19 protein-coding genes and 1 riboswitch are annotated in these 21136 nt (G+C 64.3%); of the genes, 13 read left to right on the forward strand and 6 right to left on the reverse strand.

Annotated elements, in window-relative coordinates; all coding sequences use genetic code 11:
• The first annotated feature begins 132 nt into the window (after positions 1 to 132).
• The gene (locus IB272_RS08140) at positions 133 to 1026 is read left to right on the forward strand and encodes a LysR substrate-binding domain-containing protein (protein ID WP_060520570.1); all 894 of its coding nucleotides are present in this window, start codon (positions 133 to 135) and stop codon (positions 1024 to 1026) included.
• A gap of 18 nt (positions 1027 to 1044) precedes the next feature.
• Here IB272_RS08140 and IB272_RS08145 read toward each other — a convergent pair whose 3' ends face one another.
• The 3 genes from IB272_RS08145 to IB272_RS35350 all read right to left on the reverse strand — a co-directional run bounded on the left by IB272_RS08145 (position 1045) and on the right by IB272_RS35350 (position 2266).
• Entirely contained in the window at positions 1045 to 1344 is a 300-nt protein-coding gene (locus tag IB272_RS08145) for a hypothetical protein (RefSeq protein WP_034788071.1), read from the reverse strand.
• 173 nt (positions 1345 to 1517) lie between these two features.
• Complete coding sequence (locus tag IB272_RS08150; RefSeq protein WP_192444303.1) at positions 1518 to 1817, reverse strand: hypothetical protein; 300 nt, start codon at positions 1815 to 1817, stop codon at positions 1518 to 1520.
• Positions 1817 to 2266 carry a DUF4339 domain-containing protein gene (locus IB272_RS35350; protein ID WP_281435714.1) on the reverse strand — a complete coding sequence of 150 codons (450 nt, stop codon included), beginning with the start codon at positions 2264 to 2266 and terminating at the stop codon, positions 1817 to 1819. The genes IB272_RS08150 and IB272_RS35350 overlap by 1 nt, the downstream gene beginning before the upstream one ends.
• Between IB272_RS35350 and IB272_RS08160 the strand changes: the two genes are divergently transcribed.
• The 3 genes from IB272_RS08160 (at position 2223) to IB272_RS08170 (ending at position 4975) form a co-directional block, all read left to right on the forward strand.
• Positions 2223 to 2378, forward strand: a complete 156-nt coding sequence (locus IB272_RS08160) for a hypothetical protein (RefSeq protein WP_156400733.1) — start codon at positions 2223 to 2225, stop codon at positions 2376 to 2378. The two genes, IB272_RS35350 and IB272_RS08160, sit on opposite strands and share 44 nt — an antisense overlap.
• 221 nt (positions 2379 to 2599) lie before the next feature.
• Positions 2600 to 4375: an SLC13 family permease gene (locus IB272_RS08165; protein WP_034788081.1), complete on the forward strand. Its 1776-nt coding sequence runs from the start codon at positions 2600 to 2602 to the stop codon at positions 4373 to 4375.
• A 120-nt stretch (positions 4376 to 4495) separates the two neighbouring features.
• On the forward strand, positions 4496 to 4975 hold the full coding sequence (locus IB272_RS08170) for an SRPBCC family protein (RefSeq protein ID WP_192444304.1): 480 nt from the start codon (positions 4496 to 4498) through the stop codon (positions 4973 to 4975).
• Positions 4976 to 5153: 178 nt separating this feature from the next.
• Here IB272_RS08170 and IB272_RS08175 read toward each other — a convergent pair whose 3' ends face one another.
• From IB272_RS08175 to aspT, 3 genes are all read right to left on the reverse strand, one after another.
• A complete protein-coding gene (locus IB272_RS08175; protein ID WP_051659120.1) occupies positions 5154 to 6833 on the reverse strand; it encodes a TrkA C-terminal domain-containing protein in 1680 nt (559 codons plus the stop codon).
• A gap of 179 nt (positions 6834 to 7012) precedes the next feature.
• Complete coding sequence (locus IB272_RS08180; RefSeq protein WP_051659121.1) at positions 7013 to 8665, reverse strand: bifunctional aspartate transaminase/aspartate 4-decarboxylase; 1653 nt, start codon at positions 8663 to 8665, stop codon at positions 7013 to 7015.
• Positions 8666 to 8723: 58 nt separating this feature from the next.
• The gene (aspT, locus tag IB272_RS08185) at positions 8724 to 10412 is read right to left on the reverse strand and encodes an aspartate-alanine antiporter (RefSeq protein ID WP_226020693.1); all 1689 of its coding nucleotides are present in this window, start codon (positions 10410 to 10412) and stop codon (positions 8724 to 8726) included.
• 481 nt (positions 10413 to 10893) lie between these two features.
• Between aspT and IB272_RS08190 the strand changes: the two genes are divergently transcribed.
• The 9 genes from IB272_RS08190 to IB272_RS08230 all read left to right on the forward strand — a co-directional run bounded on the left by IB272_RS08190 (position 10894) and on the right by IB272_RS08230 (position 21033).
• Positions 10894 to 11370 (forward strand): RidA family protein, encoded by a 477-nt coding sequence (locus IB272_RS08190; RefSeq protein WP_200949942.1) that lies wholly within the window; start codon positions 10894 to 10896, stop codon positions 11368 to 11370.
• Between the two features lie 177 nt (positions 11371 to 11547).
• Positions 11548 to 11764: riboswitch (cobalamin riboswitch) on the forward strand.
• A 104-nt stretch (positions 11765 to 11868) separates the two neighbouring features.
• Positions 11869 to 12282, forward strand: coding sequence for a DUF1636 domain-containing protein (locus tag IB272_RS08195; protein WP_034788085.1), 414 nt, complete (start codon positions 11869 to 11871; stop codon positions 12280 to 12282).
• 22 nt (positions 12283 to 12304) lie between these two features.
• On the forward strand, positions 12305 to 13108 hold the full coding sequence (locus IB272_RS08200) for an ABC transporter ATP-binding protein (protein ID WP_034788088.1): 804 nt from the start codon (positions 12305 to 12307) through the stop codon (positions 13106 to 13108).
• Positions 13105 to 14058 (forward strand): ABC transporter substrate-binding protein, encoded by a 954-nt coding sequence (locus IB272_RS08205; RefSeq protein WP_060601113.1) that lies wholly within the window; start codon positions 13105 to 13107, stop codon positions 14056 to 14058. Before IB272_RS08200 ends, IB272_RS08205 begins: the two co-directional genes overlap by 4 nt.
• A gap of 87 nt (positions 14059 to 14145) precedes the next feature.
• The gene (locus tag IB272_RS08210; RefSeq protein ID WP_060520775.1) at positions 14146 to 15129 is read left to right on the forward strand and encodes an iron ABC transporter permease; all 984 of its coding nucleotides are present in this window, start codon (positions 14146 to 14148) and stop codon (positions 15127 to 15129) included.
• A 91-nt stretch (positions 15130 to 15220) separates the two neighbouring features.
• Positions 15221 to 15781, forward strand: a complete 561-nt coding sequence (locus IB272_RS08215) for a DUF924 family protein (RefSeq protein ID WP_034788096.1) — start codon at positions 15221 to 15223, stop codon at positions 15779 to 15781.
• 126 nt (positions 15782 to 15907) lie between these two features.
• Positions 15908 to 18715, forward strand: coding sequence for a mechanosensitive ion channel family protein (locus IB272_RS08220; RefSeq protein ID WP_192444305.1), 2808 nt, complete (start codon positions 15908 to 15910; stop codon positions 18713 to 18715).
• A 168-nt stretch (positions 18716 to 18883) separates the two neighbouring features.
• Positions 18884 to 19162: a hypothetical protein gene (locus IB272_RS08225; protein WP_192444306.1), complete on the forward strand. Its 279-nt coding sequence runs from the start codon at positions 18884 to 18886 to the stop codon at positions 19160 to 19162.
• A 314-nt stretch (positions 19163 to 19476) separates the two neighbouring features.
• The gene (locus IB272_RS08230; RefSeq protein WP_112770956.1) at positions 19477 to 21033 is read left to right on the forward strand and encodes a caspase domain-containing protein; all 1557 of its coding nucleotides are present in this window, start codon (positions 19477 to 19479) and stop codon (positions 21031 to 21033) included.
• Positions 21034 to 21136: the final 103 nt, after the last annotated feature.

Below are 21136 nucleotides of genomic sequence, written 5' to 3' on the forward strand. Positions count from 1 at the left end.
TTCATGCTTGAGATTTTCTCAGCTTGGCGCTGTTGCCTTGGCTGTTGATCCTAATATGCTGGGGCATTCGGCGGCTGACAAAGAGTGATTTCTCAGCCAACAGATGAGCTGAGTTCATCCATTGAGGAAATCATGAGGAAGTTGCCGCCGCTCGGCGCACTCAGGGTCTTTGAAGCGGCCGCCCGGCGGATGAGCTTCAAGCTGGCGGCCGAGGAACTGAACGTCTCGGCCACTGCCGTCAGCCACCAGATCCGCCAGCTGGAGGAGATGCTGGAGACCAAGCTCTTCGAACGAGGGACGCGGCAGGTCCGGCTGACCACTGCGGGAAAGGTGCTCTTTCCGGTGCTGCGTGATGGCCTCGACCGTTTCGAGCAGGCGATCGCCGACATGCGCCGGCAGGAGGCGAGCAAGGTGGCGCGGTTGACGTCCACCGTCGCCTTCGTCGCCAAGCGCCTGGCGCCGCTTGCCGGTTCCTTCCGCGAAGCCTATCCCGAGTGGACGCTGAGGCTGGACGCCTCCCACCGGATGGTCGATCTGGAGGTGGATGCGGATGCTGCGATCCGCCTTGGCGGCGGTGATTATCCGGGCCTCGTAACCGAACCGCTGTTCGCCGATCGTTTCGCCCCGGTTTGCGTGCCGCGACTGGCGCCGGCCAGTGCCGCGGACCTCAAGCACGCGACGCTCATCCACTACGATTGGGGCACGCTGCGCCGCCACGATGCGCGCGCGCCGGTCTGGCGGCAATGGCTGGAACGGGCTGGCGCCACCGATGTCGAGGCCGGCGCGGGGCTTTCCTTTACCGACGAGATCCATGCCGTGCAGTCGGCCATCGCCGGGCAGGGAATTGCCCTCTTGAGCCTCACGCTGGTCGCCGAGGAGCTTGCCTCCGGCATTCTCGTCCAGCCGTTCGACCTGACGCTGGAAAGCGACCGATACGACCTGGTCTACAGTCCGCGCATGGCGGACCGGCCAGCGACCCGCGTGCTTCGCGATTGGGTGCACGCGCAGTTCAGCGGCGATGCCTGATCCGTGAGGTGATCTCGATCAGTCGTCGAAGCCGAGGAAGTCCGGCGCCCAACGGCGACTGGTGAGGCGCAACGAACGGTCGGGCTCGATGATATAGGTCTCGTAGACCTTGCGGCCGTAGGAATCGATGAACTGGTGCGGGACGATGCTGCCGACGGGTGCCTTCTTCAGCTTGGTGCGCGGTTGCCCGCCATAGGTGATGCTGCCAGGAATCGGTTGCATGTTCGGCGAGTAACCGTAGCTGATGTCGGGGCCGGTGGTCGCCGTGCAGCCACTGAGAAGCAGCACGACGGAGAGGGCGGCAAAAGCGTGTTTCATGTCGGCGATCCTCAGAATGGCTGAGCCTGGCCCACACGGCGTCAAGCGTCAGGCGGAAACGCCTTGGACGATCGTTGCCGGTGCGGTCCAGCACTCTCTTCTAAAATGTAGCGCTTAAACGGAAATTTCCAAGTTCTGTCATGCGGATTCCGGCAAGCAATGCTTGCAAATGTTCACGGCTTGTCCCAGTTGTGGAATGCCTGATTGCGATAGTTGCGGCTGGCTTGCGCGCAACCTAGCGTTCGGGTGCGTTCCGAGGTTTTTTGGACGCGCCTTTGGGGGCGAAATGGCACCTCCGCATATAGCCGTTCGCTCATTGTTGCCGGGACCTGCTCGTGCCCGAAATAGACGCCGCCGCTTGCCTGGTCCGAGCTGATCGCAAAGAGCATGTTGTCCCGCGAGAGATCCTCGACGAGCCAGGCGGCCTCGAACGTCGTCTGCCTGCTGGTCACCGGATTGACGAAGGTCTGCATCAGGGGCGGCGGGCCACCAAGGCAGCCGGTATGTAAAGCAGCAGCATTTCGAAAATGCGCGCCAGAAAACGGGGCCATGGCCGGGCAAGCGGATATTCGGGCGATGGCGGCGGCGCGTCGGCGGACGGCCCAGGTCCTGGCGTCGCGCGGCGGACGGCCGCTTTGATTTCGGCCATGTCGCAGGCCGGGATCCACTCCCCGTGTCCCTGCCGCCAAACCAGCACATCCGGTGAAAGCTCGTCCCGCGCGATCATCACCAGCAAAATGTTGTCGCTCACGGGCCCGTGTCGCTCGACCCGATCACATAGTGCCACGCTGTGCTCGCCGAACTGCAGGCGAGGGCGGGATACGAGGCGAGCGCGGACTGGACGCCGGTTATGATCAACGGCCAAGGGGCGCCTGGCGATGAAGTCGCTCAAGGAACCGGACGCCACCGCCGAGATAACCATTGCGCTGCGCGGGCGAGACGCCTGGCGGATGGTTAGATTTCTGATGAAGGGCAAGAAGCGGGACGAGGCGATCGATACGCTGGAGACGGCCGTATTCGGGACCATCGAGTAGCGGGCGGCAGGGGCTGTCGCCTCGCCGCCGGGCGCGGCCGGCGGTCCATGCGCTTCGCACTCATGCCCAGATTTGTCGCTGAGATGAATTCCGATTTGCCGAAACATGGGTTACGTCTTATGTGAACTTCTGCTGTGAACTTCTGCGCGGATTGCGCGTTTCGGCTTGTGTCGGCCGCACGTTCCGTCCCGCCCAGTCTCTTTGCTGAACCCGGATATTGCATGACCGCCGAACAGTCTCTCGCGTTTCTCGTCATCGGCGCCATGATGGTCTTCTTTATCTGGGGGCGGTTTCGATACGACGTGATCGCCTGTTCGGCGCTGATGCTGGCGGTCGCCGTAGGCATCGTGCCTTACGATCATGCCTTCGATGGTTTCAGCGACGACATCGTCATCATCGTCGGCAGCGCCCTGATCGTCAGCGCCGGGGTGGCGCGCTCGGGGATCGTCGACGCCGCCATCCAGCGGTTCCTGCCGAACATCTCGTCGGTCCGGGCCCAGCTCGCACTGCTGGTCATCACTGTGACAGTGCTTTCCGCCTTCATCAAGAACATCGGGGCGCTGGCAATCATGCTGCCGGTCGCCTTCCAGTTTGCCCGGCGGTCGAATGTCCAGCCTTCGGTTTTCCTGATGCCGATGGCCTTCGGCTCGCTGATCGGTGGGCTGATGACCCAAGTCGGCACGTCGCCGAACATCGTCGTCTCACGCGTGCGCCAGGAGCTGACCGGCGAGAGCTTCACGATGTTCGACTTCACGCCCGTCGGCGCGACGCTGGCGCTGGTCGGCTGCATCTTCCTGCTCTTTGCCTACAAGCTGGTGCCGCAGCGCTCCAGCAGCCAGGTCTCCGTCCATTCGGCGATCGAGATCACCGATTATACGTCCGAGGCGGTTGTTGCCGCCGGTTCGCCGGCGATCGGCAAGGCGCTCAGCAATCTGGTGAAACTGGGCGACGGCGGCGCTGTCGTCATCGCCATCTTTCGCCGCGGCCTGCATCTGGCGCCGCTTCCCGACGTTACCCTCGAAGCCGAGGACATCCTGATTTTTGAAGGCGGTCCGGGAGCGCTCGATCGCATCGTCTCGCAAGGCAAGCTGAAGATTGCCGGCGACCGCGCGCCGCATGGGCGGGAAAAGGCCGGGGACGAGATCGAGGCGATCGAAGCTGTCGTCGGCAGCGGTTCGCCGCTCGAGGGCATGTCGGCACAGCGCCTGGCGCTGTTCAACACCCACAACATCAACCTGCTCGCCGTCAGCCGCCAGGGCGAGAGGCTGAAGCAGCGGCTCGGCAGCATTCGCTTGAGGGCAGGCGACATAATCGTGCTGCAGGGCGCGCGGCGCGAACTGACGCTCTTCCTGCAGGAGTTCGGCTGCCTGCCGCTGGCGCAGCGCGAGATCCTGCTTGGCACGACGCGAAAGGCACCGCTGCCGCTTCTGGTTCTGGCGGCCGCGATGGGCTCAACGGCAGTTGGACTTGTACCGGTGCCGATCGCCTTTTTCGCGGCAGCCCTCGCCATGGTCGTCTTCCGTATCATCCCCTTGCGCGATTTTTATCGCTCGGTCGATGGGCCGATCCTGGTGATGCTGGCGGCGCTGATCCCGGTGAGCGATTCCTTGCGCACGACCGGGGGCACCGATGTCATTGCGGCCTGGCTCGGCACGGTTGCCGCAGGCCTGCCGCCGGCCGGCGCGCTGACGATCATCCTGCTCGCCGCCATGGCGGTGACGCCTTTCCTCAACAATGCCGCCACCGTGCTCGTTATGGCGCCGATCGCCGCGAGTTTCGCCGGCGCGCTCGGCTACAAGCCGGAAGCCTTCCTGATGGCAGTTGCCATCGGCGCCGGCTGCGATTTCCTCACCCCCATCGGCCACCAGTGCAACACGCTGGTCATGGGGCCGGGCGGCTACAAGTTCAGCGACTATCCGCGTCTCGGCCTTCCGCTGTCGGTGGTGATCGTGATCGTCAGCATCCCGACACTGATGCTGGTGTGGCCGCTGCGCTAGGTCTGGTGCGACTGGCGCCTCGCCGGCAGGGGTGCTCGCATAAATAGCCGCTACCGTGTACAGGTAGACGCGCGGTAGCGCCCGCCGCAGATTTGCCTATCCGTGCAGGGAGAAGATGGCATGAGCCCCAAGCCCACCGGCCACGTCAGTGGCAATGACCTGATCCTGACGCGCACGTTTCATGCACCCATCGCCGACGTTTGGACGAGCGTGACAAAGTCCGAGAGCACCGCGCTCTGGTTCGGCCGCTGGGAAGGCGAAGCGGGGCCCGGCAAGACCGTGCGGCTGCAACTGCTCCATGAGAAAAGCCAGCCATGGACGGATGTCCTGATCGAGGAGTGCGCCGCGCCGCGCCGCCTGGTCGTGGTGATGAAGGATGACGCCGGCGAGTGGCGCATCGCGTTGACGTTTACGCAGACGGGGGGCACGACGGAGCTGCGCCTGGTTCAACATTTGAGCGACCCGAAACTCGCAGGCGACGTCGGGCCGGGCTGGGAATATTACCTCGATATGCTGGTCGCCGCGCGCGCCGGCAAGGCTTTGCCGTCATTTTCGGACTATTATCCGGCGCAGAAAGCGCACTTTCTGGAAGGCGTCTAGCCCCTGGAGGTCGGCAGTCGGACGGGCGCGTTCGACACAATTTGCGGGCGCTGCAGCTTTGGGCCCCGCGTTCTTGTGTCGTAACGAGAGGGCGCGCCGCGGCGGCGTTGCCGGGGTCGGCTGGCCCCCTCGCAACCGCACCTTCTCGCAGTTCGACACCGAGCGGTGCCTCGCTGCGCTACGCCAGAACGGTGACGAGAACCGCGCCCCAGAGCGCCAGCAGCACGTTGCCGATCGCGTAACCGAGACCGTAGCCGAGTGTCGGGACCTTGCTTCCGGCCGCTTCCTGCACGGCGGCAAGCGCCGGGGCTGAGGTTCCGGCGCCACAGCAGGTGCCGGCGAGCACGCCTTCGTTCATGCCGAAGACCCAGCGGCCGAGCGCAAGTGCGGCCAGATGCGAGATCAGGCAGATCAGCAGGCTGGCGATGACCAGCGCCGGGCCGGACTGGACGAGGCCGGCGACAAAGCTCGGGCCGGCCGAGATTCCGACGCAGGCGATGAAGGCGCACAGCCCGACGCTGTCGAAGAACCAGAGGGTTGCCTCCGGCACGAAACCGAAGGTGCGCCGGACCGAGCGCAGCCAGCCGGCGCAAAGGCCCGCGATCAGCACGCCGACGGCGACGCCGAGGCCGATTTCGAGCGCGCCGAGTTTCAGGGCAGGGATGCCGATGAGGCCGCCGAGGAAGATGAAGACGCCGACAAAGACCATGTCGGTTGCGGTGGTCTCACGGTCGGCATAGCCGAGTAGCTTCGCCACCTCCTCGACATGGCGTCTGGCGCCGGCAATCGACATCACGTCGCCACGGCGGACGGTGAGGCCAGGGAAGATCGGGATCGGCTGGCCGGCGCGCAGGATGCCGCGCAGGAACACCGAGCGCGCTTCCGGCTGCTGCCTCAGCTGCCACAGGCGTTTTCCCGCAACCTCCTTGTTCGTCACCACGATATCGAGCACTTCAACCGGGATATCGAGCAGCGTGCGGTCGTCGATCTCGGTGCCGATCCGGCTGGAATATTCGACGAGGAAGCCGCGAAGACCGGCAACGGCGATGATGTCTCCAGCCTGCAGGCGCTCCTTGGGCGTTGGGGTGATGATCTCCTCGCCCCGGCGGATCTGCTCGATATAGGCCTTCTGGTTTTCGGGAACGCGCGCTTCGGCTTCCGCGACCGTCAGCCCCACGAGGGCGTCGGCGATGACGAAGGCGCGCGCCTCGATTTCGCGCCGTGCGGTGTCGCCGCTCGTCTGCGGCGCGATCTTCAGTTCGGCTTCTAGCTCGGCGCAGGCCTCCTTGAGGCTGCGGCCGAACATCCGTGGCGCCAGTTGCGACTGGACGAGGATGGCGGTCACGACACCGACGAGATAGGCGACGGCAAAGCCGGTCGCCACGGCGGATTCGAACTGGCTCGCCGCTTCCGGCGTCGGTGCCGTCTTGCGGAAGGTGTCGATCGCCACGCCGACGGTCGCCGATTCCGTCGCGCCGCCGGCGAGCACGCCGGCTGCGGTTCCAAGATCGAAGCCAAAGAGCATCGAGAGCACGATCGCAACGGCGAGCGCGACGACGCAGAGCGTGACGGTGACGGCGATCTGCGGCAGCGCGTCGGCGTTGAGGCTCTGGAAGAATTGCGGGCCGGTGCGGTAGCCGATGGCAAAGAGGAAGAGCAGGAAAAACGCCTGCTTGACGTCGTTGGAGAGCACGGCGCCCGTCTGGCCGATCAGCACGCCCGCCAGCAGGCAGCCGGTGACCGCGCCGATGGTGACGCCGAAGATGGTGATCTTGCCGACCGCGTAGCCGATGCCGAGCGCGAGGAACAGGGCAAGCTCCGGATGCGCCCGCAGGATGCTGAACAGGTGGTCGATCACGCGGCGGTTCCTCCCGGTGCCAAGCCGAAGAAAGCCGCTTCAGCTGGATGATGCGCTGGTCGCTGAGCCGGCGGAAAGAAAGTCGCCAGCCGGAGATGCGGGGATGCTTGTCGGCCGAAGGAAACACTGGCCAGGCGTTGGGGAAGGGCGGTCGGCATGGCTGCCGGCCGCCCGATCGGCTAGCTGATCTTCAGGCCTTTGGCGGCCTGGTAGGTCTGGACGTAACCGCGCGCCACCGAGCGCACGGCGCGGCCGATCTGCGAATAGGCTTCGTCATTGAGGTTGGCGAAGGAGACGCGTGCCGACCAGCTCGGCGCATCGAAACCCGAGCCGTTGAGCAGCACGATGCCGTGGTCCTCGGCAAGCCGGAAGGGAATGTCGAGCGGGTGGATGTTGTCCTTCACCCAGGTGACGACATCCTCGCCGACATATTTGCGCAGCCAGAACTCGAAGTCGATGATGCCGTAATAGTGGTCGAAATAGATGCCCGGATTGGACTCGACCCCCATGCCCTCGATCAGGTTCCAGAAGCGCTTGGTGCAGATGGCGATGCAGGCCTTCTGGTAAGCCTTCTCGACGTCCATCAGCTCGACCAGGCCGAAGAGCGTCATCATCACCTGCTGGGGCAGCGACAGGCCGGCGGTGTGGTTCAGCGCCACGTCGCGGCTGTCGGCGACGATGCGGTCGATGAACTTCACCTCGCGCGGCTTCGGCGTCATCGCCTTGTAGCGTTTTTCGAGGAGCTTCTGGATCGGTTCACCATGGGCCTTGATCTTCTCGTCGAAGATGTTGTCCTCGGCGACGGCAATGACGCCGAGGCGCCAGCCGGTGCAGCCGAAGTACTTCGAATAGGAGTAGACGCCGATCGTGTTGCGCGGCAGATGCCCAAGCAGCGACTGGAAGCCCGGAACGAAGGTGCCGTAGACGTCGTCCGTCAGCACGATCAGGTCGGGGCGCTTCTTGTTGACGAGGTCGACAAGGCGCTTGATCGAATCCGGATCCATCGCCACGGCGGACGGGTTGCCGGGGTTGACCAGGAACAACGCCTTCACCTTGGGGTTCTCCAGCGCCTTGATGTCTTCGTCGGTGAACTGGAACCGGTCCTCCTGCTCGGCGCTGACGTTGATGGTCTTGAGATCGTAGTCCTCCAGCTCCGGCATTTCGAGATAGGGCGTGAAGATCGGCGTTCCGAGCGCGATCGTGTCGCCGGCGTTAAGCAGGCGGGCGTTCTTCAGTGCCTTGAAGATGTAGCACATGGCGGCGGTGCCGCCTTCGACCGGGTAAAGGTCGAACTTTGCCTTCGGTCGGTGGCCGGCGCACATCGCCCACATCAGGTATTCGTGGGTGATGATCTCGTTGTGGTGCAGCGCCCGATCGGGAACCGGATAGTTGTCGCCGATGATCGAGTCCGTGAGCTCGTGCACGAAGGCGTCCGCATCGAAGCGGAAGGTGGTGATGGCGTAGTTGACGGCGTCGGAAAGCGTCTTTGCCGGCGGGATGCCTTCATCCTCTTCGTCCCAGTCGGCCGTGTTTTGCAGCAGCTTCTTCGTCCACTTTTCGAACCGCGCGTGGGCGCCGTCCTTCGGCGGCATGCCGGCCACACCGGCCTTCGGGTCGTAATAGGCGCGCTTGGCTTCCGTCAGCGCAAACTGGCCGAGCAGGAAGAAGGCTTCGCGAGCGCGTGTCGCCGTCCAGTTCGGGTTGCCGCGGCCGGCATTGAGGAAAGCCTTGGCGGATTTCTGTGAGCTCGACTTGGCGAGCTTGATCAGTTCGTCCTTGATTTCGAACGGGCTGAGATCGGATAGGCTGTCGTAGAAATTTCTGTCCAACATGGTCCACACTCCCTGTGATCTATGCATTTTGAACGATGGTCGGCTTCGCCCGTTCGCCTCAGGCGAGCATGATGACGATGACGAGGCCGAAGATGGTCAGCAGCGTGTTTCCGATGGCGTAGGGCATGCCGTAGCCGAGCGCCGGCACCTTGCTCTTGGCCGCCTCCTGGATCATGCCGAGCGCTGCCGTCGTCGTTCGCACACCGGCGCAGGCGCCAAACAGGATCGCCGGGTGGAACTTGAAGACATAGTGGCCGAGGAGCACCGAAGCGATCATCGGGATCGACGTGGCGACCACGCCCCAGATGAACAGCGAAATGCCGACCTCCTGCAGGCCCGCGACAAAGCCCGGGCCGGCGCCGATCCCGACGACGGCGATGAAGATGTTGAGGCCGAGCGTGTTCATCAGCCACAGCGCCGGTGACGGGATGCGGCCGAAGGCGGGGTAGGTGGTGCGCAGCCAGCCGAGCACGAGGCCCGCCAGAAGCGCGCCGCCGGAGGTCGAAAGGCCGATCGGGATGCCGCCGATCGTGATCGTCAGCGCACCGATCATCGCGCCGATGAAAAGCCCCCAGCCCAGAAAGGCGATGTCGGTCGTCTCGACAGGCCGGTCGGCAAAGCCGAGCGCCTTGATCGCCGCTTCGACATGGCGTTTCGCGCCACCGATGGTGACGATGTCGCCGCGCTCGACCGTCGTCCCGGGCAGCACCGGGATCTCGACCAGCGAGCGGATGATCTTGCGGGCATAGACGCCGCGCGCCCAATCCATGGTGCTGACTTCCGCCAGCGTCTTGCCGGCGAGCGCCTTGCTGGTCACGTAGACATCGAGGACTTCGGCTTCCGCGTTGAGCAGCTCCTTGTCCTCGACCTCGAGCAGCTTGTTGTCGAGGTTTTCGACGAGCAGCGAACGCCGGCCCGAAAAGGCGACGACGTCGCCCGGCTGCAGCACGGTGTTGCCATCGGCCTCGATGATCTGGTCGCCGCGCCGCAGGCGCTCGACGAAGACGCGGATCCCGGGAAGGATGTCCTTGACCGGTTTCCCGGTGAGCCCGCTTGCCGCGTCGACGCGATAGGCCCGGAGGCCGAAGTCGTGATAGGCGCGGGTAATGCCGGGCTCGCTGCTTTCGCTGCCACCGCCGAGCTTGGCCTCGTATTCGCGGCAGGCCGCCGGAAGGTCGATGCCAAGAAGCTTGGGACCGAGCTGGGCGAGGATGATCGCCGAGCCGATCGTGCCCCAGATATAGGTCACCGCATAGGCGATCGGGATCTGGTCGGCAAAGGTCTTGGCCTGCTCCGGCGTCAGCCCGAGCGAATTGATCTGGTCGGTCGCAACCCCGATTGCAGCCGAGATCGTCTGCGAGCCGGCATACATGCCGGCGCCATAGCCGAGCGGCAGCCCGGCAATCAGCGCGCAGAGATAGGGAACGACGAGGCACAGCACCAGCACGGAGAGCGCAAAGGCGATCTGTTTCGGTCCATCGGTGCTCAAGCCCCGCACGAATTGCGGCCCGACGCCGTAGCCGACGGCGAAGAGGAAAATCAAAAACAGGGTGGATTTCAGGTCGCCGGAAACCTGGATACCCAGCTGTCCGATGAGAACGCCCGCAAGCAGCGTGGCGGTGACATTTCCAAGATTGAACCCCGCGACCTTGATCGGACCGATGAGGAAGCCGATGCCGAGGGCGAGGAAGACGGCGACAGGCGGATAGGTCCGAAGCGTGTCGACGAAGAAATCAATGGGATTCACTGATGCTATTCCCTTCTGAAAGTTGAGTTGCCGTCACTTCATTTCGGGATCTGCGCGGCTAAGTTGAGCTTGTTTCCGAGGCTTGTCGATGCCCAATCTTAATCCCGGCAATTGTCGCTTCGGTCGTCGAAATTCTCAACGGGCATAGGGTTACGTGAGCGTAACGTATGTTACATTTCAGCGTTTTTACTTGGGGTTGGGGATCGAGGCCGCCGCGATGTGTCGGTCGCATTCGATCGCAAGACCGCGGCACTGGCCCGGATCGCGATGGCACTTCAACTCTGGTGTTGTAATTCGTAACGTTATCTCCCAACGTGAGGCATGAGGCGTTTTCTCTTGGTTATGCTTGGAAAAGTTGCTGGGCACGGAACGGCGCGTCTTGCTGCTTGCGATAGGGGCGGCAGAATTTCGTGGGCTTGAGAAAAAAGCGGTGTCGTCTCCGCAAGGCGGCCGGTTCGTAAGGTGACGAGGAGGGGAAGCAATGATGGACGAGGTTATCCGAAGGCTCGGCGCACTTGGCGTTCAGCTCCCGACGCCGCCGAGGCCGCTCGGCGCCTATCGCGCGGTGATCGAGGCGGGTGAGATGCTTCATGTTTCGATGCAGGGGCCATTGCTGGACGGGCGCTTCGTGCATACGGGGCTGCTCGGGCGCGATGTGACCATCGACGAGGGGCGCAAGGCCGCAGAGTTGGCAGTGCTCAACGCGCTGGCGCAGATCCATGAGCATCTCGGCCGTTTCGAGCGTATTCGCCAGATCGTCCGGCTGGAGGGACATGTCGCCTGCACTGAGGATTTCCTGGAGCACCCGAAGGTACTCGACGGTGCTTCCGAGCTTCTGGCGGCCGCCTTTGGCGAAAGGGCTGGCCATGTTCGCTCCGTCTGCGGCGTGCGCAACCTGCCGGGCAACGCCTCTGTCGCGGTGACGCTGACGGCCGAACTCTTGCCGCCGGAGTTCTGAGGTAGCACGGCACGTCTTTTAGCGTGGTCGCTATCGCGGGCGTCGGATTGTGTCCGGCGCCCAATTTTCGACTTGCGCTACGTAATGTTATTTTATAACAAACCTCGCATGACGAAACGCCGCATGTTGATAGATCCCTCCCGCCTGTGTCGTGCGGTTGTCTCATCCGCCGATTCATGCGAGGAAGGCGTTGATGGTGCTGCGTCCGCGACAATGCGGAAGCGGCTGAAAAGGGAACACGGAACGGACGACCCTGATGGGGCCGAGACCGTGGCTGCCCCCGCAACTGTGAGCGGAAAGCGCATTCACACCATGTCACTGGTCGAAGACCGGGAAGACGTGGATGCGCCACGACCCGCGAGCCAGGAGACCTGCCATCGAACCGATCAACCACAACGGACGGGGTGTTCCGATGGAAAAGAACTGGCTTTCATACGACGGTTTTCCGTCCTCTTGCCGTTTCGCCATCTCTTGCCGTCAGTCCGGCGGAGGGCAGGAATGGCTGAGCCGAATTTCCGACAGCACAAGATAACGGTCTGCACCGATTGCCGCTTCACCGGCGGCCCATGCGTGCCCGGTGCCGAGCTGATCAAGCGGCTCAACCTGAGCATCGCAGCGCTCGGCGCACCGCTCGATCGCGATTTCTCGATCGCCGGAACGGTCTGCATGGCGGCCTGCACGCGGCCCTGCACCATCGCCTTCCAGGCGACGGGGAAGGCGACCTATCTCTTCGGCGACGTCTCGCCGGAAGAGGACATCGACGATCTCGTGCGCTTTGCCACAACCTATGCCGAGCGTGGCGATGGCATGACGCGGGCGGCGGAACGGCCGCGCGGGCTGAAAGGCAAGACGCTTGCCCGCATTCCCGCGGCGATGCTCGTCTCCGAAGATCTCGGCGGGCACTTCCAATGAGGTCGCGCAGAGGAACGAACCCATGAGCTGCAACGCAACGGGTGCAGCCCTCACGGTCGAGGGCCTTCGCTGGGGGCCGCGTTCGGGCCTGACGCTGGTCAACGACATCGGCTTTGCGATCGCGGCCGGCAGCCGGCTTGCGATCCTCGGGCCGAATGGCGCCGGCAAGACCTCGCTTCTGCGCTGCCTCTACCGGGCGGTGCAGCCGAATGCCGGCCGTGTTTCGGTCGATGGCGTCGATCTCTGGTCGATCTCGGCCCGCGAGGCGGCAAGGACAATCGCCGTCGTCTTGCAGGAGATGCCCGGCGATTTTCCCTTCAGCGTGCGCGACGTCGTGATGATGGGACGCATTCCGCGGCGGGAGGGCTTGAGCGGCTGGAACGATTTCGACCGCGAGCGGGTGCAGCACGCGCTCGCGCATCTCGATCTCGCCCATCTTGCCGGTCGCCAGTTCTCGACGCTTTCGGGCGGTGAGAAGCAGCGGGTGCTGATCGCCCGCGCGCTGGCACAGGAACCGCGCATCATCATCCTCGACGAGCCGACGAACCATCTCGACATCCGCCACCAGCTCGAAATCCTCGAGCTCTTGCAAACGCTGAAGCTGACGATCGTCTCGACGCTGCACGACATCAACCTCGCCGCCGAGTTTGCGACAGATGTCGCGATCTTGACCGCCGGGCGGCTGACGGCCTTCGGCCCGCCCGAAGAGGTGCTCAGCCCCAGCGAGCTTTCGGCCGCCTTCGGCGTCACCGCCACCGTTCACAATGCCGCTGCCGGCGGCGCCCGCTTTTCCTTTTCACTTCCTCGACAGGGATCGATTTCATGAAGATCAATATTGCCCCATTTTCCCTTCTTTTCGTGCTTGCCGCCGCCACGCCGGCGCTCGCCTATCCGGTCACCGTCAAGAGCTGCAACCGCGAGGTGACCTTCGACGCGGCGCCGAAGCGCGCGATCGCCAACGACGTCAACCTGGTGGAGATGATGCTGGCGCTGAGGCTCCAGGACCGCATGGTCGGCTATACCGGCGTTTCCGGCTGGAAGACGCTGGACGAGAAGCTGCGCGAAGGCGTCAAGGAACTGCCGGAGCTTTCGGAGAAATATCCGACCAAGGAAGTGCTGCTCAACGCCGATGCCGATTTCCTCTTTGCCGGCTGGAACTACGGCATGAAGGTCGGCGGCGAGGTCACGCCCGAGACATTGGCGCCCTTCAAGATCGGCGTCTACGAGCTGACCGAATCCTGCATCCACGTGATGGCCAAGCAGAAGCCTGATATGAACGACATGTTCGTCGATCTTCTCAATCTCGGCCGCATCTTCGGCGTCGAGGATCGCGCCGAGACGCTGGTTGACGGCTATCGCCGCCAGCTTGCCGAAATCACCAAGGCGACCGCCGGCAAGGCTAACCCGACGCGGGTCTTCGTCTATGATTCCGGCGAAGAGAAGCCGTTTACTTCCGGCCGCTTCGGCATTCCGACGGCGATGATCGAGGCCGCCGGCGGCGCCAACATCATGGACGACGTGGAAAAGAGCTGGGTGGAAATCTCCTGGGAACCGGTGATCGAGCGCAACCCGGAAGTGGTGGTCATCGTCAACTACGGCGAGGTGAAGGCCGAGGACAAGATCGCCTTCATGAAGAACAATGCGGCCTTCAAGAATGTCGATGCCGTCAAGAACGATCGCTTCGTCGTGCTCGATTATGTCGAGGCGACGCCAGGCCCGCGCAACATCGACGCCATTGCCAGGCTTGCCAAGGCCTTTCAGGGCGAGGGCCTGTAAGCGATGCTGGCTGAGGATGCGTCGCCTGGTCCCGTCGCCGTTTCACGCCTAGCGCCGGCACGGGCGCTGAAGGCGGGTGCCGGTCTCATGACGGCGCTTTTGCTGCTGGCCTTGACCGTCACGGCCGGCGTATCGCTCGGCTCGGCGCCGATCCCGGTTGCGACCGTCTGGTCGATCATCGCCAGCAAGATTTCGCCGGGCAGCGTCGAGGCTTTCTGGTCGGCGGGGCGCGAGAGCATCGTCTGGGACGTGCGCCTGCCGCGCGTCATGCTGGCGGGCCTCGTCGGCGCCGGGCTGGGGCTGACTGGCGCCGTGCTGCAGGCGGTCACGCGCAATCCACTTGCCGATCCGCATCTGCTCGGCGTTTCCTCCGGCGGCGCGCTCGGCGCGATCGTGGCGCTGCTGCACACCGGCATGATCCTCGGTCTTGCCACGGTGCCGCTCTTTGCCTTTGCCGGCGCGCTGCTCGCAACCGTGCTCGTCGCCTTCGTCTCCCGCGTGCTCGGCAGCAGCGCCGACCGTCTCGTGCTGGCCGGCGTCGCGGTCGCCTTCGTCTTGACATCCGTCGGCAACCTCATGATTTTCCTTGGGGACCCGAGGGCGACCCATACGGTCATCTTCTGGATGCTCGGCGGTCTTGGCCTGGCGCAATGGTCGCAGCTCGTCTATCCCGGCGTGGTGCTTTTCGCCTCCCTCGGCTGGCTGATGATCCGGGCGCGCGAAATCAATGCGCTCGCCATGGGCGACGAAACCGCGATGACGCTCGGCATTCCCGTGCGCCGCTTCCGGCTGACGCTGTTCGTCGTCACCGCACTTCTGACCGGGGTGATGGTCGCCTTTTCCGGCGCGATTGGTTTCGTCGGGCTGATGGTGCCACATTTCGTGCGGCTTCTGGCCGGCAGCGACAACGTGCGGGTCATTCCGCTCTCGGCCTTCTTCGGGGCGCTGACGCTCATCCTTGCGGATCTGGCCGCCCGCGTCATCATGGCGCCGGAGGACATGCCGATCGGCGTCGTCACCGGGCTCGTCGGCGGCATCGCCTTCATTGCCATCCTGAAGCGACGCGCGTAAGGCGGGTAGGAACACGTTATGGACAAGGGCCGGTTCCGGCCTATGTGTTAGCGCAGCCGAGGGATCGGCGATTGGCCCGCATGAGGAGCATATGGCGAACGAAGCTGACATCTGCACGCCGCAGGACGTTCTGAATTTCTGGTTTGGCGAACTCACCTATGACGACTGGTTCGGGACGAGCCACGAACTCGACCAGGCCTGTATCCGCCGCTTCCAGGCGTCGCACCTGGCGCTGGCCCGTGGTGTCGACGAGATCTGGCGCGCGAGCCCGGAAAACCGGCTGGCGGCGATCGTGCTTTTGGACCAGATGCCGCGCAACATGTTTCGCGGCACGCCGCTCGCCTTTGCCACCGATTGCCTGGCACTGCACGAGGCCAAGCTCGCCGTTGGCGCCGGTGCCGACATGGCGATCAAGCCGGAATGGCGCGCCTTCGTCTATCTGCCCTTCGAGCATTCGGAAAACCTTACCGACCAGACCATGTCGGTGAAGCTCTTTACCGAGCTCGGCGATGCCGATTATCTCGACTATGCCATCCGGCACCGCGAGGTGATCGAGCAGTTCGGTCGTTTCCCGCATCGCAACGCCTTCCTGGCGCGGCCCTCGACGGAGGCCGAACTTGCCTATCTGGCGCAGCCCGGCGCCGGTTTTTAACGGGAAAGCGGGCGCTGACGGGGATTTATCGCCGTTCTTTGCATCTTTCCGCCGTCTTTCGTATTCACATCGAAACATGAAGACGGCCGGAGCGATTCCGGACCACGGTCTCAATCTGCAAGGATCATGAAATTGCGTTCTGTCGGAAAACTGCCCGCCATTCTCGTCTGCCTGCTGGCGCTTGCCGTGGGCGGCCCGGTCATGGCCCAGAAGGCGGCGCAGCCGACAGCGCAACAAACCGCACAGGCAAACGGGCAGGCGGGCCAGAAATCGGCACAGCCGGCGCAATCGCCGCAAGGGGCACAATCGTCCCAGACCGCCGCCCAGCCTGCTGCCGGCAAGCCGGCGCAGGAGGCGCAGCCAGCGGAGAACGGGGCGACCCCCGGTGCCACGGAACCTGCGGCGACAACCACACAGCCTGCCCAGAATGCCCAGCCGGCGGCCGATGCCTTGCCGGCGGATGCGACGCCGCCGGCCCAGAGCCAGGCGGCCGAGCAGCTGACCAAGGCCGACGAGGAACTGAAGGGACTGACCGAACGGGTCGAGAAAGCCAAGGACGACGACATCGTGCTTGCCGACCTCAAGGTTCAGGTCGACGCGCTCGCCAAACAGATCATCGGCGTTTCGGTTTCGACCCGCCCGCGCCTGGACGAAATCAAGGCGCGGCTGACCGAACTTGGCGATCCGCCGGCCGAGGGGCAACCGCCCGAAGCCGACATTGTGACGGCCGAGCGCAAGCGGCTGATGGCCGAACGTGGTGCCATCAATGCGCTGACCGGCGAGGCGGAAGGCCTGTCGGTGCAGGCGACGAAGCTGTCCAACGCCATTACCGCGACAAGGCGCGCGCTGTTTTCCAATACGCTCCTGAAGAACACCGAAGTGTCGACCGGAATGTTCGACGACGCGCTGACGGCGACGGCGGACGAGACCCGGGTGCTGTCGCGCAGCGTCGGGAGCTGGCTGAGCTTTGCCTGGAACTACAAGCGCGTGCCGCTCCTGACGGCGCTGTTCCTGTCGCTGCTGGCGGCGCTCGTGTTCCTTTCCGGCAGCCGCAGGCTCTTTCGCCCGCTGATCGAGCATGACATTACCGATGAGGAGCCGAGCTACTTCCGGCGGCTCTCCGTCGCATTCTGGTCGACACTGATCCCGACCATCGCGTCGGCAGCCTTCGCGGTCTCGAGCTTCCTGTTCCTGCGCGGCTTCAACGTGCTGCGTTCCGATATCGCACCGATCATTGCAATCACGCTCGGGGTCGCCGTCGTCGTCTTCTTCGTGACGAGGCTCGCTCAGGCCGTGTTGTCGCCGCGCGATTCGCGCTGGCGGCTCGTCCGGGTTTCCGATCGCGGCGCGCGGATGCTGATGATCGCGATCTTCGCCATGGCGCTGGTCAACGGCCTCGACTACCTCTTCGGCGGCGTCAGCGAGGCGCTCGGTTCGCCTGTCGTCCTGACCGTCGTCAAGAGCTACATTGCCTCCATCGTCATCGGCCTGATCATCATGGCTTCGGCCTGGATCAAGCCGACGCTCAGGAAGGATGAATCCTTCGACGCCCATGGCCGCGCCTGGCCGCGGGTGGTGTCTTTCGTGCTGCTCGCGACCGGCGCCTTGCTCATCATTGCCGCTGTGTCGGGCTATGTCGGTCTTGCCCGCTTCATCGCCACGCAGATCATCATTACGGGCGCGATCCTCGTCACGATGTATATCGGCATCCTCACCGGCCGGGCGGTTGCCAAGCAGGGCGCCTTTGCCGAGACCACCGCCGGGCGTTATCTCGAGCGGCGCTATAATCTCGAACAGGTGGCGCTCGACCAGATCGGCCTTGCCGCGGGCCTCAGCATCTACGCGCTGGTCGTGATGTTCTTCATCCCGCTGATCCTCTTGCAGTGGGGCTTCCAGGTCGCCGACATCGAGTCCTGGGCCTACCGGATGGTGACCGAGATCAAGATCGGCTCGATCACGATTTCGCTGGTTGGCATCCTCGCCGGCATCCTGTTCTTCGCGCTCGGCTACGCCGTCACCCGTTTCGTGCAGCGCTGGATCGACGGCAACATCATGGCACGCAGCCGGGTCGATGCGGGCGTGCGCAATTCGATCCGCACCGGCATCGGCTATACCGGCGTCGGGCTTGCGGGGCTGATCGGCCTGTCGGCGGCCGGCATCGACCTCTCCAACCTCGCGCTCGTTGCCGGTGCTCTCTCGCTCGGTGTCGGTTTCGGCCTGCAGAACATTGTCTCGAACTTCGTTTCGGGGCTCATCCTGCTCGTCGAGCGCCCGTTCAAGGTGGGGGACTGGATCGTCAGCGGCACGACGGAAGGTTTCGTCAAGCGCATCTCTGTTCGCGCGACCGAGATCGAGACCTTCCAGCACCAGTCGATCATGATGCCGAACTCGCTGCTCATCAACGCCTCGGTCGGCAACTGGACGCACCGCAACAAGCTCGGCCGCTCCGAAATCGCCATCACCGTCACCTATGCCAGCGAGCCGCGCCGGATCATGGAGCTGCTCGCCGAGATCGCGGCCGCCCATCCCATGGTCTTGAAGAACCCGTCGCCGAGCGTCGGCTTCACCGCCTTTGGCGATGACCGCATGACCTTCGAATTGCGCATCTACGTGGCCGACGTCCTGACCGGCGGCGGCGTGCGCAACGACCTGCGTGTGTCGATCTACGAACGCTTCCGCGACGAGGGCATCGGTGCGCCGTTCCCGGTCAAGATCGAGGACGTGCCGGTCGAGGACCAGACCGGCATCGAAAGCCACCACCCGGAAGAGGTCGGCGAGCCGAAGGGCGCCACCTCCGCCGAGGAAAGGGCCGCAGCCAAGTCTGCCGCTTCGGACAAGAAAACTGCCGCTGCGGCGCCGCTCGACGAGGAGCGCGAAGTGGAGGGGGCAAGCAGCCGCCGGAGCGCCAGCCGCCGGGCAAACCCAAACCGCTGATAAACGGACCGTTCAGCCACTATTCAGCCGGCCTGCCATAAAAAGCATGCAATTCTTCTGGTGACCGATTACGCTGGTCATCGGCTGAAGAGGTGGCCGGCGCAGCGTCGCGTAACCGACGGGGCGGCCGGCTCGGCAAGAGGGCGGCGCGTCTGGCGTCGATGGGCGATGAAGAAATTTGTGATTGCTTTGCTTTCCGGTTTGCTGATAGCCGGCGCGCCGATGGCCGGTGCTGCCAGTGCCGCGACTGTCACGAACAAGGACAGCGAGACCGCCGTTCTGATCGTCGTCGAGGGTGAAAGCCGTGTGGAAGTGGCGATCGCATCCGGAGCGACCGAAATGATCTGCCCCAGCGGCTGTTTCGTCACCGCGCCGAGCGGTGACCGCATCGGCCTGCAGGGCGATGAGAACGTCGAGATCGTCAACGGCAACGTCGTCGTCAAGTAACCTTTCATTCCGCGACAGCGGCGCGGCAGGCGCGCCGCTGTCGGGCGGCACTCCATTCGCTCGATAGCTCGGCAGGTGCCGTCGCTGATGGCGCCGGCAACCCCTCTAGTAACGGTCGCGGTGCTTTCTTCGCTCCAAGCCTAATCCCAAGGGATGGGCGCGGGCGCCGAAGCTCTCATTCGTTCGGGCGGGCAAGCCCGCCTCGGGCCTGCCGGACACTCTCCTTGCATTGACAGGCTGCATTGCCGGTAGCACGCTTGGGCGTTGGGGTGACGCGCGTGGTCGCGATCATCCGCGCATTGCCGGGGGGAGCCATGCCATTCCTTCGCATCGCCTTGTCCGTTCTGCTGGTGCTTTTCGCATCGGAGGCGCTGGCCGAAAAGCGTGTGGCGCTGGTCATCGGCAATTCCGCCTATCAGCATGTGGCCACCTTGCCCAATCCCGGCAATGACGCGCGCGACATGGCGGCAAAGCTCGAAGGGCTGGGCTTCGAGGTGGTGACGGGCGCCGATCTCGACCTCTCGGGCGTGCGCCGTGCGGTGCGGGACTTCGTCGGCCGGCTCGACGGCGCCGACCTCGCGCTGTTCTTCTATGCCGGCCACGGCCTGCAGGTGAACGGCGAAAACTATCTCGCCCCCGTCGATGCCACGCTCGCTTCCTCTGTCGATCTCGAATTCGAGGCGGTGCCGATGAACCTGATCCTGTCGGCGATGGAGCGCAGTACACGGGTCAATATCATCCTGCTCGACGCCTGCCGCGACAATCCGCTAGCGGTCAATCTCGCCCGCTCGATGGGCACGCGCTCCGCCTCGGTCGGCCGCGGTCTGGCCAAGGTCGGCACCGGCATCGGCACGCTGATCGCTTTCTCCACCCAGCCCGGCAATGTTGCCCTCGACGGATCGGGGCGCAATTCGCCGTTCACATCGGCGCTCTTGAAACATCTCGGCCAGCCGGGGCGCGACATTACCCGCGAACTGATCGACGTGCGCCGCGACGTGCTGGCGGCAACCGGCGGCAAGCAGGTGCCCTGGGACAATTCCTCGCTGACCGGCGAAGTGGTGCTGAAGCCCGTCGTTGACGGCAAGCCGGCGCCGGCCGAGGCGCCCGCGACGGGTGAGGCCGCCGAGCTTGCCTATTGGGAAACGATCAAGGATGCGACCGACCGCGACCTCTTCGACGCCTATCTGCAGCAATATCCCGACGGTGCGTTCGCATCGCTCGCCAAGGCAAAGATCAAGATCATCGAGCGGGCTTCAGTGCCTACATCCGAAGGCGTGCCCGGCGGATCGGGTGGCCAGGCCGTGGCGGCCATCGATCCGGCGCTGGCCGCGCCCAATGCCGACGACACGACATTGGCCCGTTCCGTACAGGTTGAGCTCAACCGGCTGGGCTGTCGCGCCGGCAGCGAGGATGGCGTCTGGGGTGCCGGCAGCCGCAAGGCGCTCGAAGCCTTCGGCAAGTTCGCAAAGGTCGACCTTGCGACGCTCGAACCCTCCAGCGACGTGCTCGGTCGCCTGAAGTCGGAGAAGGTGCGGATCTGCCCGCTTGCTTGCGGCCGTAACGAAGAGGCGAAGGATGGGCGCTGCGTCACGATCCGGCGCGAGGCGAAGCTGCCGCAACCAGGCGAGACGCAAGGCACGATCAAGGCACCGCAGAAAAACACCGGCACCCGCGCGATCAGCCCACCGGCCGAACTGCAGAAAAAGAGCTTTGCCAATTGCCCCGCAAATGCCGATGTCGCGTTCCGGCAGATGTTTGCCCGCGGCTCGGGCCGGGGCCGCATGACGATTTCCGCCACCCATTCCTGCGGCCGGGCCTTTGCCTGTCATCGCACCGCAAGGGGCCAGCCGTGGGATTGCGGCTGGCGGTAAAGCGGACAGCGCATGCTGGCGCCATCGAACGGGGTTGGCGTGAAGGGCGGCGGCGTTTCTCAACCCTCGCGCGTCATTTCAGGGCTTGATTTCGCTGCCGCAT

It is taken from the genome of Ensifer sp. ENS08 (assembly GCF_014852195.1).
In the GTDB taxonomy this organism is placed as follows: Bacteria; Pseudomonadota; Alphaproteobacteria; order Rhizobiales; family Rhizobiaceae; genus Ensifer; species Ensifer adhaerens.

What these genes read in the sequence shown, in the direction of transcription:
- IB272_RS08140 (WP_060520570.1), top strand. Translation starts at nt 133, where the DNA reads ATGAGGAAGTTGCCGCCGCTCGGCGCACTCAGGGTCTTTGAAGCGGCC.
- IB272_RS08190 (WP_200949942.1), top strand. Translation starts at nt 10,894, where the DNA reads ATGATGGACGAGGTTATCCGAAGGCTCGGCGCACTTGGCGTTCAGCTC.
- IB272_RS35350 (WP_281435714.1), bottom strand. Translation starts at nt 2,266, where the DNA reads ATGGTTATCTCGGCGGTGGCGTCCGGTTCCTTGAGCGACTTCATCGCC.
- IB272_RS08145 (WP_034788071.1), bottom strand. Translation starts at nt 1,344, where the DNA reads ATGAAACACGCTTTTGCCGCCCTCTCCGTCGTGCTGCTTCTCAGTGGC.
- IB272_RS08200 (WP_034788088.1), top strand. Translation starts at nt 12,305, where the DNA reads ATGAGCTGCAACGCAACGGGTGCAGCCCTCACGGTCGAGGGCCTTCGC.
- IB272_RS08210 (WP_060520775.1), top strand. Translation starts at nt 14,146, where the DNA reads ATGACGGCGCTTTTGCTGCTGGCCTTGACCGTCACGGCCGGCGTATCG.
- IB272_RS08230 (WP_112770956.1), top strand. Translation starts at nt 19,477, where the DNA reads ATGCCATTCCTTCGCATCGCCTTGTCCGTTCTGCTGGTGCTTTTCGCA.
- IB272_RS08150 (WP_192444303.1), bottom strand. Translation starts at nt 1,817, where the DNA reads ATGCAGACCTTCGTCAATCCGGTGACCAGCAGGCAGACGACGTTCGAG.
- IB272_RS08195 (WP_034788085.1), top strand. Translation starts at nt 11,869, where the DNA reads ATGGCTGAGCCGAATTTCCGACAGCACAAGATAACGGTCTGCACCGAT.
- IB272_RS08225 (WP_192444306.1), top strand. Translation starts at nt 18,884, where the DNA reads ATGAAGAAATTTGTGATTGCTTTGCTTTCCGGTTTGCTGATAGCCGGC.
- IB272_RS08180 (WP_051659121.1), bottom strand. Translation starts at nt 8,665, where the DNA reads ATGTTGGACAGAAATTTCTACGACAGCCTATCCGATCTCAGCCCGTTC.
- IB272_RS08220 (WP_192444305.1), top strand. Translation starts at nt 15,908, where the DNA reads ATGAAATTGCGTTCTGTCGGAAAACTGCCCGCCATTCTCGTCTGCCTG.
- IB272_RS08170 (WP_192444304.1), top strand. Translation starts at nt 4,496, where the DNA reads ATGAGCCCCAAGCCCACCGGCCACGTCAGTGGCAATGACCTGATCCTG.
- IB272_RS08165 (WP_034788081.1), top strand. Translation starts at nt 2,600, where the DNA reads ATGACCGCCGAACAGTCTCTCGCGTTTCTCGTCATCGGCGCCATGATG.
- IB272_RS08215 (WP_034788096.1), top strand. Translation starts at nt 15,221, where the DNA reads ATGGCGAACGAAGCTGACATCTGCACGCCGCAGGACGTTCTGAATTTC.
- IB272_RS08160 (WP_156400733.1), top strand. Translation starts at nt 2,223, where the DNA reads ATGAAGTCGCTCAAGGAACCGGACGCCACCGCCGAGATAACCATTGCG.
- IB272_RS08205 (WP_060601113.1), top strand. Translation starts at nt 13,105, where the DNA reads ATGAAGATCAATATTGCCCCATTTTCCCTTCTTTTCGTGCTTGCCGCC.